Below are 14,001 nucleotides of genomic sequence, written 5' to 3' on the forward strand. Positions count from 1 at the left end.
CGGAAAGGAAACCGCTTTTCCACCGAAAACACAAACCCCCCGGAGAGGTTCAGCACTCGGAGAAGACGGGAAACGTGCGCGATTCGGACATAGGGTTGCAGGTCCTTCTGCAGATCACAGGTGCAGAAGCATCCGGCTGTTGCCCAAGGTGTTCGGCTTCACTCGTTCGAGACCGAGGAACTCCGCTACGCCCTCGTCGTAGGAACGCAGCAGCTCGCTGTAGACATCGGTGTCAACAGGCGTCTCCCCGATCTCGACGAAGCCGTGCTTCGCGAAGAAGTCCACTTCGAAGGTGAGACAGAAAACCCTGCGGACACCGAGCCATCGCGCGGTCCGCAAGAGCTTGTCCAGTACGTGGTGTCCGACTCCGGCGCCCTTGATCCGGGGGTCGACCGCAAGGGTCCGCACTTCCGCCAGGTCTTCCCACATGACATGAAGTGCGCCGCACCCGATGACCGTCGCGTCCTCGTCGCGTTCCGCGACCCAGAACTCCTGGATGTCCTCGTAAAGGGTGACGGTCGCTTTGTCGAGCAGGATGCCACCGGAGACGTACCCGTCGAGGAGTCGGCGCACGGCCGCGACATCACTCGTCCTGGCTCGCCGGACGGTGATGGCGAGCCTATTTACCGACGGGTCGGTATGGAGTTCGGTATCGGGATCACTTTGCGGCTGGTCTGAGGACATGCCCCGACGCTATCGCCCGCTCTCCGGAGCCGCGGCATCGGCCGGGGTGTCCTCTCCGGTGGTCCCGGCGGTCGGTTCCGCGAGGTCACCGGGGGCGTTTTCGGCAGGGTTGGGGGAAACCATGCGAACAGCGTCCTGCAGCGCTTCGCGCTGCTCGGCGGACATCATGCCGAAGAACGCGACAAGCGCGGCGGCGGGGTTGTCACTGCGTGACCAGGCTTCGTTCATCAGTGCGGCCGAGTAGGCGGCCCTGGTGGAGACGGCCGTATATCGATAGGCCCGGCCGTCGACTTCCCTGCGCACCCAGCCCTTCTGATGGAGATTGTCCATTACCGTCATCACGGTCGTGTACGCGATGGACCGTTCCCGCTGAAGGTCCTCAAGGACTTCCCGCACCGTGACCGGTCGGTTCCATTGCCAGACGCGCGTCATCACGGCGTCTTCGAGATCTCCCAATTGACGGGGCACGGGATCACTTTAGTGTCAGATGCCCTGAATGTCCTGGTATTTACACAGCGAAAGAGCGCACGGCCCTGATGGGTCGTGCGCTCCGGTTGCACGCGTCGGGGAGAAGCGGGGCGTGCGGGCCGCTCCAGCGGTCAGGCATTCTCCGGACGAGCGGTCTGCTTTGCGGATTCCGCGCGGGCGAGCGTCGCGTCCACCACGCCGTCCTCCTTGGTCTTGTTCGGACCGCCCTGGCTCTTGACGATGATCACGATCAGAGCGATGAAGAAGACGGCCATCACCACGGGGGGCACGAGCGCGGATACATAGTCCATGCCGTCCAGAGTAGCGAGCCCCGAACCGTCCGACGCGGCGACCTCCCGGTGGAGGCCGCCGCGTCGGACGTTCGGGGGCGGCTCAGCCGGCCGCCCGCTCCTCGGAGGGGGGCGGCGCGGGGCGGCGGCGCGGCGGGAACGCCTCGGAGGGCTTGGGCATCGGGCGCTCGCCGGGCTTGCGCGGGGGGTTCGGGGCGGCCGGAGTCCGGGGCCGGTCCGGCTCCCGGCCGGCCGCGCGCCCGCCGGGCAGCGCGAGCAGCCGACTGCGGGGACCGGGGGCCGTGAGCCCGGCGGAGCGGCCGGCGAGCCGGGCCCGCACGGAACGCTCGGCGAGCACCTGGCAGCGCTCCAGGAGGGCCGCCGCCGCCGGCCTGCCGCGCAGGGCGCGCAGGGCGGACAGATCGTCGGGGCGGGGGTCGTAACCGGCCGCCAGGGCATCCTGGAGCAGCTCCAGGTAGCCGGTGGTGGAACCGGGGAGGGCGTTGCGGTAGCGGGCGAGGTCGGCGAGGAGGAACGCTCGCAGCCGACCCGCCTCGCCGGCCGCCTCGTCCACGGAGCCGGCGAGCCGCAGGCAGTCCTGGACGTCCTCGTCGGACAGGGGCATGGGATGGAGGGCGATGGCGAGGGCACGTCGGAGCACCCGCAGCTCGTCCGCGCTGAACGCCATGCCGCCTCGTGAACCGTAGGGCGTGGGCATAACGCGACAATACGTGCTAAATGGACAAAATCCGCTTAACTGGTCGTCGGTGGCGCGGCGCACCCCGGCATCGCCCCTGGCTCCGGCCCCGGCCGTTTCCGCAGGTACACCGGGCTCCGGCCCGTCCCTCCCTACGACCGGGGCGCGTTCCGCTCGTACACCAGGCGCAGCCCGATGAGCGTCAGCCACGGCTCGTGCTCGTCGATGACCGAGGACTCCCCCAACACCATCGGAGCAAGGCCGCCCGTCGCGATGACGGTGACGTCGTCCGGGTCGGCGGCCAGCTCCTTCTTCATCCGGGCCACCACCCCGTCGACCTGGCCCGCGAAGCCGTAGACGATGCCGGACTGCATGGCCTCGACGGTGTTCTTGCCGATCACACTGCGCGGCCGGGCCAGCTCGATCTTGCGGAGCTGGGCGCCCCTGACGCCGAGTGCCTCGACCGAGATCTCGATGCCCGGGGCGATCACCCCGCCCGCGTACTCGCCGCGCGGGGAGACCGCGTCGAACGTGGTGGCGGTGCCGAAGTCGACGACGATCGCCGGGCCCCCGTACAGCTCGACGGCGGCGACCGCGTTGATGATGCGGTCCGCGCCGACCTCCTTGGGGTTGTCCATGAGGATCGGCACGCCCGTCCTGACCCCGGGCTCCACCAGCACGGCGGGGACGTCGCCGTAGTAGCGGCGGGTGACCTCGCGCAGTTCGTGCAGGACCGAGGGGACGGTGGCGCAGATCGCGATGCCCTCGATGCCGTCGCCCAGCTCCATGCCGAGCAGCGGGTGCATGCCCATCAGACCCTGGAGCAGGACGGCCAGCTCGTCGGCGGTGCGGCGGGCGTCGGTGGAGATCCGCCAGTGCTCGACGATCTCCTCGCCGTCGAAGAGGCCGAGGACCGTGTGCGTGTTGCCGACGTCGATGGTGAGCAGCATCAGGCGTCGGCTCCGTCGGTGATGGACGCGTCGCGGAAGTCCAGGCCGATGTCGAGGATCGGCGAGGAGTGGGTGAGCGCCCCGACCGCGAGGTAGTCGACGCCCGCGTCGGCGTAGGCGCGGGCCGAGTCGAGGGTGAGACGGCCGGAGGACTCCAGAACCGCCCGGCCGGCGACCAGGGCGACGGCCTCGGCGGTCTCGGCCGGGGTGAAGTTGTCCAGCAGGATCAGGTCGACGCCCGCGTCCAGCACCTCGCGGACCTGCTCCATCGTGTCGACCTCGACCTCGACGGGAAGCTCGGGGAACTCCTCGCGGACCCGCCGGAACGCCTCCGCGACGCCGCCCGCGGCGATGACGTGGTTGTCCTTGACCAGGGCCGCGTCGGAGAGCGACATCCGGTGGTTGACGCCGCCGCCGCAGCGCACCGCGTACTTCTCCAGCGCGCGCAGGCCCGCCGTCGTCTTGCGGGTGTCGCGGACCTTGGCCCCGGACCCCTCCAGCACGTCCGCCCAGGCGCGGGTGGCGGTCGCGATGCCCGAGAGGCGGCAGAGCAGGTTCAGCGCGCTGCGCTCGCCGGTCAGCAGGTCGCGGGTGCGGGTGGTGACGGTCAGCAGCTTCTGTCCGGGGACGATCCGGTCGCCGTCCTCGACGTGCCGCTCGACCTCGAACTCCTCGGTGCAGACGATCGACAGGACCGCCTCCGCGACCCGGAGCCCGGCGACCACGCCCGCCTCGCGGGCGGTGAAGTCACCGGTGACCACCGCGTCCTCGGGGACGGTCGCCACGGTCGTGACGTCCACCCCGCCGTCGAGGTCCTCCTCGATCGCCACATGGGCGACGTCCTCGACCTGGACGGGGTCGAGCCCGGCCTGAGCCAGCAGCAGGGCGAGCGCGGGGTCCAGGCCGCACTCCAGGGCGTCGGGGTCGAATCCGTCGTCGCCGCAGCCGCAGGCGTCGCCGCAGCCTTCGTCGGGTGCGGACGGTGCGGGCGCGCCGACCCGGATCAGCGGTACGTCCACGGGCGTGGGGCGCGGATTCTCTTCGGGCGTGCTCACGGTGACGGCTCCTCGGGGGCGTGGCGGGTGGTGCGGTTGCGGCTGGTGCGGACTCGTACGGCCGGTGTGCCGGTGCCGCCGGTGGTGGCCGGCGGTACGGCTGCTTCCAGCAGTCTGCTCAATGCGAGGCGCGTACGGGCGGGAATGCGGCGGACTCCGTGCGGTCGACGACCGGGGTGCGGTCCGGGGCGATGCGGACGACCAGGTGGTTGCGGCCATGGGCGTCGTCGCGGTCGGGCCGGTCCTCGCGCCAGTGGCAGCCGCGGGTCTCCTCGCGTTCCCGGGCGGCGGCGACCAGGACCCGGGAGACCAGCAGCAGGTTGGTCGCCTCCCAGGCGTCGACCCCGGGGACGACCGCCTTGGCGCCGCCCGCTCCGGCGGCGTCGCGGTGCAGGCCCTCCAGCTCGCGGGCGGCGGCGGCCAGGCTGTCGGCGGAGCGCAGGACTCCGGCGCCCCGGGTCATGGTGCGCTGGATCGCCGTACGGGCCTCGGGGGCCAGCAGTGCGACGGGCCCTTCGGCGGTGTCGCCGGAGGCCGCGGGGCGCTCGGCCGGTTCGGTGCGGGGCGGGCGGACCTCGGCGATGTCGGCGGCGATGCGCTCGGCGAAGACCAGGCCCTCCAGGAGGGAGTTGGACGCGAGGCGGTTGGCCCCGTGCACACCGGTGCACGCGACCTCGCCGCAGGCGTACAGACCGGGGACCGTGGTGCGGCCCCGCAGGTCGGTGCGGACGCCGCCGGAGGCGTAGTGCGCGGCCGGGGCGACCGGGATCGGCTCGGTGACCGGCTCGATGCCGTGGGCCCGGCAGGCGGCCAAAATGGTGGGGAAGCGCTGCTCCCACATGCTGGCCCCGAAGTGCCGGGCGTCCAGGTACATGTGCTCGGCGCCGTGCTCGTGCATCCGGCGGGTGATGGCCTTGGCGACGATGTCGCGGGGGGCCAGCTCGGCCAGCTCGTGCTGCCCGAGCATGAAGCGGACGCCGTCGCCGTCGACGAGATGGGCGCCCTCGCCGCGTACGGCCTCGGAGACCAGCGGCTGCTGGCCCTCGGAGTCCGCGCCGAGGAACAGGACCGTCGGGTGGAACTGGACGAACTCCAGGTCGGAGACCTCCGCCCCGGCCCGCAGCGCCAGCGCCACCCCGTCGCCGGTGGAGACGGAGGGGTTGGTGGTGGCGGAGAAGACCTGGCCCATGCCGCCGGTGGCGAGGACGACCGAGGGGGCCCGGACCGCGCCGACGCCGTCGTGCTGGCCCTCGCCCATGACGTGCAGCGAGACACCCGCCGTACGGCCTTCGAAGTCCGTGAGCAGGTCCAGGACCAGGGCGTTCTCGATGGTGTGCAGGGCGGCCCCGCGGACCGCCCCGACCAGGGCGCGGGAGATCTCCGCGCCGGTCGCGTCGCCGCCCGCGTGGGCGATGCGGCGGCGGTGGTGACCGCCCTCACGGGTCAGCGCGATGTCGCCGCTGTCCGTGGTGTCGAAGTGCGCGCCGGTGTTGATCAGCCGGCGTACGGCGTCGGGGCCCTCGGTGACCAGGGTGCGCACGGCCTCCTCGTCGCAGAGGCCCGCGCCCGCGACGAGGGTGTCGTCGAGGTGCTGCTCGGGGGTGTCGCCCTCGCCGAGCGCGGCGGCGATGCCGCCCTGGGCCCAGCGGGTCGAGCCGTCGTCGAGGCGGGCCTTGGTGACCACGACGGTGTCCAGGCCGGCGGCGGCGCAGCGCAGCGCCGTGGTGAGTCCGGCGACGCCGGAGCCGACCACCACGACGTCCGCGTCGATGGCCCAGCCGGGGGCGGGGGCGGTCAGCCGTATTCCGGTCACGTCAGGGCTCCGAAGGTGAGGGGGATGTTGTCGATGAGGCGGGTGTCTCCGACCCGGGCCGCGACGGCGAGGATCGCCTCCCCGCTCTCGCGGTCGTCCGGGATCTCGGTGAAGTCCGCCGGGTCCACCAGGGCCAGGTAGTCCAGGGCGAGCGGCGGCCTGTTCCGGGCGGCGGCCTCGTCCAGGACCGATCGCGCGGCGGCCCTGACGGCCGCGGGCGCCCCGCCCGGCCGAACCAGCGCCACGGCTTGGGCGTCGGCGGCGGCGCGGGCCTCGCCGAGCCGGTTGAGGCCGGCGGCCCGGTCGCCGCCGGGTGCGGTGGCCCTGGCCCGCTCGTGCAGGGCCTGCTGGGCGGCGAGCCGGTCGCGGGCCGCGAACAGGGCGCGGGGCAGAGCGAGCGCGGAGCGCCGCTCCTCGGCGGACAGGAAGCGGTTGCGGCTGGAGAGCGCGAGGCCGTCCGCGTCCCGGACGATGGGGACGCCGGTGACGCGGACGCCGAAATTCAGGTCGCGGACCATGCGGCGGATCAGGGCGAGCTGCTGGGCGTCCTTCTGCCCGTAGAACGCCTCGTCGGGGCGGGTGAGGTGGAGGAGTTTGGCGACGACGGTGAGCATTCCGTCGAAGTGTCCGGGGCGCGCCGCGCCTTCGAGGCGTTCTCCCATGGGACCCGCGGAGATGCGGACCTGGGGTTCGCCGCCGGGGTAGACCTCGTCCACGCCGGGGGCGAAGACCGCGTCCGCCCCGGCCGCCGCGGCGATCTCCAGGTCGGCGTCCAGGGTGCGCGGATAGCGGTCCAGGTCGGCGGCCTCGCCGAACTGGAGCGGGTTCACGAAGACGGTGACCACGACCTGGCCGTCCCGGCCGGCCGCCGCGCGGGCGGCACGGACGAGGGCGGCGTGGCCCGCGTGGAGCGCGCCCATCGTCATGACGACGGCCCGCTCGGCCCCGGCGGGGCGGGGCAGCGCGTCCAGCTCGGCGGCGGTGCGCAGAAGGGCGGGGGCCGGGGCGGCGGGGCCCCCCTTCCCGGTGCGGCTGATGGTCGTCATCGGGTCACTCCCGGTCCCGTACGGCTGGTGGTCGTCATGGCGTCTTCCCCGGGCCGGGGTCACCGGGGCGGCGCTCCTGGTCGGCCAGGGCGACCAGCAGGTCCTCGGCCAGCTCGGCCTTGAGCAGGCCGTGGGCGAGGGCCCGGTCGGCGGTGGCACGGGCCATCGCCAGATATCCGGCCACCGCCTGCGGGGCGTGCTCGCGCAGTTCGCCGATGTGGGCGGCGACCGTGCCCGCGTCCCCCCGGGCGACCGGGCCGGTCAGGGCGGCGTCGCCGGAGCGCAGGGCGTTGTCCAAAGCCGCGCCGAGCAGCGGGCCGAGCATCCGGTCCGGGGCGGTGACCCCGGCCTTGGCCAGCAGTTCCATCGACTGGGCGACCAGGGTGACCAGGTGGTTCGCGCCGAGGGCGAGGGCCGCGTGGTACAGCGGGCGGGACTCCTCGGCGATCCACTCCGGCTCGCCGCCCATCTCGATGACCAGGGCCTCGGCGGCCAGCCGCAGCTCCTCGGGGGCGGTGACACCGAAGGAGCAGCCCGCGAGCCGCTGGACGTCGACGGCGGTGCCGGTGAACGTCATCGCGGGATGCAGCGCCAGCGGCAGGGCTCCGGCCCGCAGGGCGGGGTCGAGCACCCTCGTCCCGTACCGCCCGGAGGTGTGGACGAGCAACTGGCCCGGGCGTACGGCGCCGGTCCCGACGAGGCCCTCGACCAGTGTGGGCAGCACGTCGTCGGGGACGGTCAGCAGGACCAGCTCAGCCCGTGCCAGCACCTCGGCGGGCTCCACCAGGGGCACGTCGGGGAGCAGCTCGGCGGCGCGGCGCCGGGAGGCGGCGGAGACGCCGGACACGGCGACCGGGCGGTGCCCGGCGAGCTTCAGGGAGGCGGCGAGGGCGGGGCCGACCCGGCCCGCGCCGACGACGCCGACCGTGAGCCGGGCGGGGCGGTCCCTCGCGTCGAGGGGTTCCTTCGAAACTGATGCGTTCACGCGGCGATGGCCTTCCGTTCCAGTCCGCGGGGGGTACCGGACGATTTCTCTGCATGCTACGCCAGCGTTTCGGCGGAGCTCCCCCACCGCCCACAGCCTGTGGATAACTTTTCGGACCGGACTCCGGCGGAACTCCGCGCCGCGGCCCGGACCGCGCTCCGAGCCGAAGCCCGGAAGGACGGAAATCGGCGGGCGTGCTGACGGAGGTCCGGGTGATGATCGTCCCATGGCGACGATGGACGAGCAGGAGCAGCGGCGGCGCAGGCTGCGCGCGTGGCGGGGATCACGACGGGTGCTGGCCCGGACGGGCGCGGACGGCACGCTGGGCGAACAGCTGGCGGCGCTGGCCGCCGACGCCCCTTCCGTACACGATCCCGAGGACTGCCCCGATGTGTACGGCGACGGGGTCGTCGCCGATCTGGAGCGGCGGGCGGCCGATCTGCTGGGCATGGAGGCGGCGGCGTTCTTCCCGACCGGGACGATGGCCCAGCAGGTCGCACTGCGGTGCTGGGCGGGGCGGACGGGCGACGCGACGGTGGCGCTGCACCCCCTGTCGCACCCGGAGTTGCACGAGGGCGGTGCGCTGGGCGCGGTGAGCGGGCTGCGGACGGTGCATCCGACGTCCGGGCCGGAACTTCCGAGCGCGGCGGAGGTCCGGGAGTTCCCCGAGCCGTTCGGCACGCTGATGCTGGAGCTGCCGCTGCGGGACGCCGGTTTCGCGCTGCCGTCCTGGGAGGAGCTGACGGCGGTGGTGGAGGCGGCCCGGGAGCGGGACGCGGTGGTCCACTTCGACGGGGCGCGGCTGTGGGAATGCGGCCCGCACTTCGGGCGGGAGCTGTCGGAGATCGCCGCCCTGGCGGACAGCGTGTACGTGTCGTTCTACAAGTCCCTGGGCGGGCTGTCCGGGGCGGTGCTGGCAGGCCCGTCGACACTCGTGGAGGAGGCCCGGGTGTGGCGCCACCGGTACGGGGGCCAGGTCTTCCAGCAGTATCCGGCGGCGCTGTCGGCGCTGCTGGGCCTCCAGCGGGAGCTGCCGAGGCTGCCCGCGTTCGTGGCGCACGCGAAGGTGGTGGCCGGGGCGCTGGCGGAGGGGTTCGCGGCGTCGGGGGTGCCGTGGTTCCGGGTGCGTCCGGAGCCGCCGCACACGCACCAGTTCCAGGTCTGGCTGCCGTACGACGCCGAGGTGCTGGACGAGGCGTCGGTGCGGCAGGCCGAGGAGAGCGGCGTGACGCTCTTCAAGCGGTGGTCCACGAGTGCGGCCGCGCCGCCCGGGGTCTCGTTCACCGAGGTGACGGTGGCGGCGGACGGACTGGAGTGGACGGCCGAGGACGTACGGGAGGCGGTGGCGGAGTTCGTCGGCCATCTGGCGCGGTAGGCCCGGGCCGCGGGCCGAAAGGAGCGGTAGGCCCGGGCCGCCTGCCGAGGAGCGGCAGGCCCTGGGCCGCGTGTCTCTGGCGCGGTAGGCCCGGGCCGCCTGCCGGGGGAGCGGGGCTGCCCGCGTCGAGGGCCCTGCCGGGCGGCGGCCCGTCCTCGGGCGCCCGGGGGCCGGCCTCAGACGCCGGACGGGCGGGCTGTGCCGGGGCGGCCCGCCGGCGGGTGGGCGAACCAGTGCCGGTACAGGCCGCGCAGGACGGAGCGGTCGTGCCGGCCCGGCGGCGGGGGCGCGGGCTCCGACAGCCGGGCCGCGCGGTACGTGTCGAGCATGTGCTGCTGGATGGCGTCCATACGACCCAGCCTGCGCAGGTCGCGGCGGCGGCGCGCGTTGATTGACGGCCCCCGTCAAATGGGACGACGGCCCCCGCGCGCACCCCCACTATGGAGGGGTGAGCGTGCACATAGACATCGCGGGCCTGCCCGCCGACAGCGTCGTTTTCGCGACGTCGCCCCTGGCCGAACTGGGCCTCGCCCTGCATGCGCTGTCCGAGCCCGGCCACCATCCGGGGATAAACGGCTGGGCCACCGCGACCGCGAGTGCCCTGGAGCCCGATCTCGCGGACCGGATGCTGGAGGCGGAGTTCCTCTGGCGGAACACCTTCTCCGACGTGTTCATGCCGTTCTCCGGAATCCGGGGCGGCGACGGCAGGACCGGGGCGACGCTCGCGGAGGACCTGGACCTGCTGGACAAGCTGGACGACGAGCGGTTCGTCGCCTCCGCCCTGGAGTTCACCTGCGCCAGCCACTACGGCGCCGGGGCGCCCTCACCGCTGGGCGACGCGGCGATGCGCGCCCGCGCCCTGGACCTGGCTGCGGCACGCGGACCGCGGCAGATGGACTTCACCCAGCGGCTGCTGGCCGACCCCGCCTCGGTACGCGGCTGGGTCCGGCGCCTCTTCGAGGACTGCGACCAGGCGTTCTTCGCCGACACCTGGCGCCGGGTCTCCGTTCAGCTGGTCGCCGACGCCCGGCACAAGACGGATCTGCTGCGGCGCAAGGGGCTGGCCGAAGCGATCGGCGCGGTGTCGGCCGCCGTCACGCTGGACGAGGCCGCTGGGCGCATCAACGTCGACAAACTGTCCGAGGGCCGGACCACCGCCGTCGACCCGGGCGTCGGCAGGGGCCTCACGCTCGTCCCCACCAGCTTCGGCTGGCCGCACCTGATGGTCCTGCACGCCCCGGGCTGGCGGCCGGTGATCCACTACCCGGTCCACCTGCCCGACCTGCCGGCGCCCGCCTCCGTGGAGCTGCTCCAGCTGCGCCTGGAGGCGCTGGCCCACCCGATGCGGATGCGGCTCTGCCGCAACCTGGCCCGTTCCCCGTACACCACCGGCGAGCTGGCCGACTCCCACGGCATCACCTCGCCCGAGGTCTCCCGCCACCTGTCCGTGCTCAAGAAGGCCGGCCTGGTCACGACGCGCCGCCGCGGCCGTTATGTCCTGCACCAACTGGACCTGACGGTCGTGGCCCGGCTCGGCAGCGACTTCCTCGAAGGCGTCCTGCGCTGAACCGATCCTCAGCCCGGGCTGCCGCCGGCCCGGACCAGGCCGGTCTCGTAGGCGAGGACGACGACCTGGACCCGGTCGCGGAGGTTCAGCTTGGTGAGGATGCGGCCGACGTGCGTCTTGACCGTGGCCTCGGAGAGCACCAGGCGGGCCGCGATCTCCCCGTTCGACAGGCCCTGGGCGACCAGGAGCATGACTTCCCGCTCGCGCTCGGTGAGCTTGCTGACGTGCTTGTTCTTCGGCTCCTTCGTGCCGCTGGGCAGCATCGGTGAGAACCGGTCCAGCAGTCGGCGGGTGGTGGACGGGGCGACGACCGCGTCGCCGCTGTGCACCGAACGGATCGCGGCCAGCAGCTCGGCGGGCGGCACGTCCTTGAGCATGAAGCCGCTGGCCCCCGCCTTGAGGCCGGAGAAGGCGTACTCGTCGAGGTCGAAGGTGGTCAGGATGAGCACCTTCGGCGGGTCCTGCTGCGCGCAGATGCGGCGGGTCGCCTCGACGCCGTCCAGCCGGGGCATACGGACGTCCATCAGGACCACGTCGACGGCGGTGGTCCGCAGAATCTCGATCGCCTCCGCCCCGTCCCCGGCTTCGGCCACGACTTCCATGTCGGGCTGGGCGGCCAGCACCATGCGGAAGCCGGTCCGCAGCAGAACCTGGTCGTCGACGAGCATCACGCGGATGGCCGGGGTCATGGGATTCGTGTCCTGTTCCTGGGTCGGTCGTGGGGTCGTACACGGCGGGGGCGGGTCAGCCCGGGGGCTTGAGCGGCAGCAGGGCGCTGATCCGGAAACCGCCGCCGGGCCGGGGCCCGGCGTCGAGGGTGCCTCCGACCATGCCGACCCTCTCCCGCATCCCGATCATCCCGTGCCCGGCGCCGTCCGCGCCGCCGTCCTCGTACAGCTCGTGCGCCGCGCCCCGGCCGTCGTCCTCGATCAGCAGCCCGAGACCGTCGTCGAAGTAGACCAGCCGGACGCTGGCCCCGGCGTCGGGTCCGCCGTGCTTGCGGGTGTTCGTCAAAGCCTCCTGCACGACGCGGTACGCGGTCAGCTCCACGCCGCTGGGCAGCGGGCGGGGGGTGCCCTCGACCTTGAAGTCGACCTCCAGGCCGGTCTGCCGCACCTGCTCGACCAGGTCCTCGATCTGCTCCACGTCGGGCTGGGGGACGTACTCCCCGCCCTCCGGGGCGTCACCGGTCCGCAGCACCCCGAGCAGTCGGCGCATCTCCGCGAGCGCCTGTCGGCCGGTGCCGGAGATGGTCTCCAGGGCCTGGCGGGCCTGGTCGGGAGCGGCGTCCATGACGTAGGCGGCGCCGTCGGCCTGGACGACCATCACGGACACGTTGTGCGCGACGACGTCGTGCAGCTCGCGGGCGATCCGGGCCCGCTCGGCGGCGACGGCGACCTTCGACTGCGCCTCGCGCTCCCGCTCCAGGCGGGCGGCGCGCTCCTCCAGCTGGTCGAAGTAGGCGCGCCGGGTCCGCAGCGAGTCCCCGAGCACCCAGGCCAGCACGAACGGCACGGTCATGATGATCGTCACGAAGACCACCTGGGGCCAGGACGCCCCGGGCTCGGCCTCCCACCGCAGCTGGGACAGGGCCGCCGCGCTCAGGCTGCAGACCAGGGCCAGCCGGGACGCCCAGCGCTCCCCGACCGTGGCGACTGTGTAGGTGATCACCAGCATCGCGAAGTTCCCGACGCCCGGACGGACGTCGAACGCCAGCTGCGCGACGCCCACCAGGATGGCGAGCAGCAGCATCTTCTCCGGGGCCCTGCGGCGCAGCGCCACCACGGTGGACAGGCCCAGCGCGACCGGAACGGCCACGATCTCCTCGCGCCCCGCGTCGTACATGCCCGACACCATCGACATGCCGGAGAGCCCGAGGAGGAAGACGGCCCAGAAGACGTCGACGCCCGTCGGGTGTCTGCGGATGAAATCGTAGAGGCGCTGCACGTTACCCAGCGTAGGGACAGCGGATCGGTGCCCGGGTCAACCGAAGGGCCGATCCAGGTCCTGGGACCGTACTCCCCAAGGTGGAGACTTGCCTACGTGATGGACGAGTGGCGTGGGTGGCGGGAGGCGGCTCAGACCGCTCTGTACGGAGATGAGGGCTTTTATCGCAGCCCGCTGCGGAGCCCGGAGGGGCCGGCGGGCCACTTCCGTACGTCGGTCCACGCCTCGCCCCTCTTCGCGGCGGCCGTGGCCCGGCTGCTGGCCCGGACCGCGCGGGAACTGGACACCGGCACGGTCGCGCTGGTCGACGTCGGGGCGGGGCGGGGCGAGCTGCTGACCGGAGTGCTGGCCGCACTGCCCAAGGAGCTGGAGGTGACCGCGTACGCCGTCGAGGTCGCCGCCCGGCCCGCGGGGCTGGACCCCCGGATCGAGTGGTGCGCGGAGCCGCCCGCGGGAGTCACCGGGCTGCTGTTCGCCAACGAGTGGCTGGACAACGTTCCGGCCGAGGTCGCGGAGGCCGACGCGGACGGCGTCCCCCGGTACGTACAGGTGCGGACCTCGGACGGTGCGGAGCGGCTGGGCGATGTGGTGGGCGGGGCGGACGCGGCGTGGCTGGAGCGCTGGTGGCCGCTGTCCGCACCGGGCGAGCGGGCCGAGATCGGCCGGACCCGCGACGCTGCCTGGGCGCGGGCGGCCGGCTCCCTGGCCGCCGGGCTCGCGGTGGCGGTGGACTACGCCCACGTACGGGGCGCCCGGCCGCCCTTCGGGACGCTGACGGGCTTCCAGGGCGGGCGGGAGGTGCGCCCGGTGCCGGACGGCTCCTGCGACCTGACCGCGCATGTGGCGCTGGACGCCTGCGCGGCGGCGGTGGCGGGGACCGGGCCCGGCGCGGAGGGGCGCACGGACCTGACCGGCCAGCGGGCGGCGCTGCACCGGCTGGGGGTCAGTGGCGACCGGCCGCCGCTCAGCCTGGCCGCCACCGATCCGGCGGGCTACGTACGGGCCCTGGCGGCGGCGGGCGAGGCGGCGGAGCTGACCGCCCGCGGCGGCCTCGGCGACTTCGGCTGGCTGCTGCACCGGGTGGGCCCCGAACGCGGCCGGTGACGAGGCGCCGCCCGGCGAAC

At 73.6% G+C, this 14,001-nt stretch carries 16 protein-coding genes; 3 read left to right on the plus strand and 13 right to left on the minus strand.

Annotated elements, in window-relative coordinates:
* Positions 1–114 precede the first annotated feature (114 nt).
* The 10 genes from ACIQMU_RS21985 to ACIQMU_RS22030 form a co-directional block, all read right to left on the minus strand.
* Positions 115–684 carry an amino-acid N-acetyltransferase gene (locus ACIQMU_RS21985; protein ID WP_352242766.1) on the minus strand — a complete coding sequence of 190 codons (570 nt, stop codon included), beginning with the start codon at positions 682–684 and terminating at the stop codon, positions 115–117.
* A 9-nt stretch (positions 685–693) separates the two neighbouring features.
* Positions 694–1,152 (minus strand): BlaI/MecI/CopY family transcriptional regulator, encoded by a 459-nt coding sequence (locus tag ACIQMU_RS21990; protein ID WP_352242767.1) that lies wholly within the window; start codon positions 1,150–1,152, stop codon positions 694–696.
* Positions 1,153–1,283: 131 nt separating this feature from the next.
* Positions 1,284–1,463 (minus strand): hypothetical protein, encoded by a 180-nt coding sequence (locus ACIQMU_RS21995; RefSeq protein ID WP_352242768.1) that lies wholly within the window; start codon positions 1,461–1,463, stop codon positions 1,284–1,286.
* Positions 1,464–1,545: 82 nt separating this feature from the next.
* Positions 1,546–2,130, minus strand: coding sequence for a hypothetical protein (locus tag ACIQMU_RS22000; RefSeq protein ID WP_402689529.1), 585 nt, complete (start codon positions 2,128–2,130; stop codon positions 1,546–1,548).
* Between the two features lie 161 nt (positions 2,131–2,291).
* Positions 2,292–3,089 carry a type III pantothenate kinase gene (locus ACIQMU_RS22005; protein WP_352242769.1) on the minus strand — a complete coding sequence of 266 codons (798 nt, stop codon included), beginning with the start codon at positions 3,087–3,089 and terminating at the stop codon, positions 2,292–2,294.
* A complete protein-coding gene (gene nadC, locus ACIQMU_RS22010) occupies positions 3,089–4,144 on the minus strand; it encodes a carboxylating nicotinate-nucleotide diphosphorylase (protein WP_352242770.1) in 1,056 nt (351 codons plus the stop codon). The genes ACIQMU_RS22005 and nadC overlap by 1 nt, the downstream gene beginning before the upstream one ends.
* Positions 4,141–4,266 (minus strand): hypothetical protein, encoded by a 126-nt coding sequence (locus ACIQMU_RS22015; protein ID WP_352242771.1) that lies wholly within the window; start codon positions 4,264–4,266, stop codon positions 4,141–4,143. Before ACIQMU_RS22015 ends, nadC begins: the two co-directional genes overlap by 4 nt.
* Positions 4,263–5,957, minus strand: a complete 1,695-nt coding sequence (locus ACIQMU_RS22020; protein ID WP_352242772.1) for an L-aspartate oxidase — start codon at positions 5,955–5,957, stop codon at positions 4,263–4,265. The genes ACIQMU_RS22015 and ACIQMU_RS22020 overlap by 4 nt, the downstream gene beginning before the upstream one ends.
* Positions 5,954–7,003, minus strand: coding sequence for a pantoate--beta-alanine ligase (panC, locus tag ACIQMU_RS22025; RefSeq protein ID WP_402689505.1), 1,050 nt, complete (start codon positions 7,001–7,003; stop codon positions 5,954–5,956). The genes ACIQMU_RS22020 and panC overlap by 4 nt, the downstream gene beginning before the upstream one ends.
* Positions 7,004–7,037: 34 nt before the next feature.
* A complete protein-coding gene (locus ACIQMU_RS22030; RefSeq protein WP_352242774.1) occupies positions 7,038–7,988 on the minus strand; it encodes a DUF2520 domain-containing protein in 951 nt (316 codons plus the stop codon).
* 226 nt (positions 7,989–8,214) lie between these two features.
* On the opposite strand from ACIQMU_RS22030, the gene ACIQMU_RS22035 reads away from it, so the two are divergent.
* Positions 8,215–9,363, plus strand: a complete 1,149-nt coding sequence (locus ACIQMU_RS22035; protein WP_402689506.1) for a threonine aldolase family protein — start codon at positions 8,215–8,217, stop codon at positions 9,361–9,363.
* Between the two features lie 176 nt (positions 9,364–9,539).
* Here the strand turns inward: ACIQMU_RS22035 and ACIQMU_RS22040 are convergent, their stop codons facing one another.
* Positions 9,540–9,713: a hypothetical protein gene (locus tag ACIQMU_RS22040; protein ID WP_352242776.1), complete on the minus strand. Its 174-nt coding sequence runs from the start codon at positions 9,711–9,713 to the stop codon at positions 9,540–9,542.
* Between the two features lie 104 nt (positions 9,714–9,817).
* On the opposite strand from ACIQMU_RS22040, the gene ACIQMU_RS22045 reads away from it, so the two are divergent.
* Complete coding sequence (locus ACIQMU_RS22045; protein ID WP_352242838.1) at positions 9,818–10,930, plus strand: DUF5937 family protein; 1,113 nt, start codon at positions 9,818–9,820, stop codon at positions 10,928–10,930.
* 8 nt (positions 10,931–10,938) lie between these two features.
* Here ACIQMU_RS22045 and ACIQMU_RS22050 read toward each other — a convergent pair whose 3' ends face one another.
* Both ACIQMU_RS22050 and ACIQMU_RS22055 read right to left on the minus strand, forming a co-directional pair.
* Positions 10,939–11,619: a response regulator transcription factor gene (locus ACIQMU_RS22050; RefSeq protein ID WP_356726073.1), complete on the minus strand. Its 681-nt coding sequence runs from the start codon at positions 11,617–11,619 to the stop codon at positions 10,939–10,941.
* 55 nt (positions 11,620–11,674) lie between these two features.
* Positions 11,675–12,877, minus strand: coding sequence for a sensor histidine kinase (locus tag ACIQMU_RS22055; protein ID WP_402689507.1), 1,203 nt, complete (start codon positions 12,875–12,877; stop codon positions 11,675–11,677).
* A gap of 96 nt (positions 12,878–12,973) precedes the next feature.
* On the opposite strand from ACIQMU_RS22055, the gene ACIQMU_RS22060 reads away from it, so the two are divergent.
* Positions 12,974–13,981, plus strand: coding sequence for an SAM-dependent methyltransferase (locus ACIQMU_RS22060; RefSeq protein ID WP_402689508.1), 1,008 nt, complete (start codon positions 12,974–12,976; stop codon positions 13,979–13,981).
* Positions 13,982–14,001: the final 20 nt, after the last annotated feature.

The organism is Streptomyces sp. NPDC091649 (genome assembly GCF_044756785.1).
GTDB lineage: Bacteria > Actinomycetota > Actinomycetes > Streptomycetales > Streptomycetaceae > Streptomyces.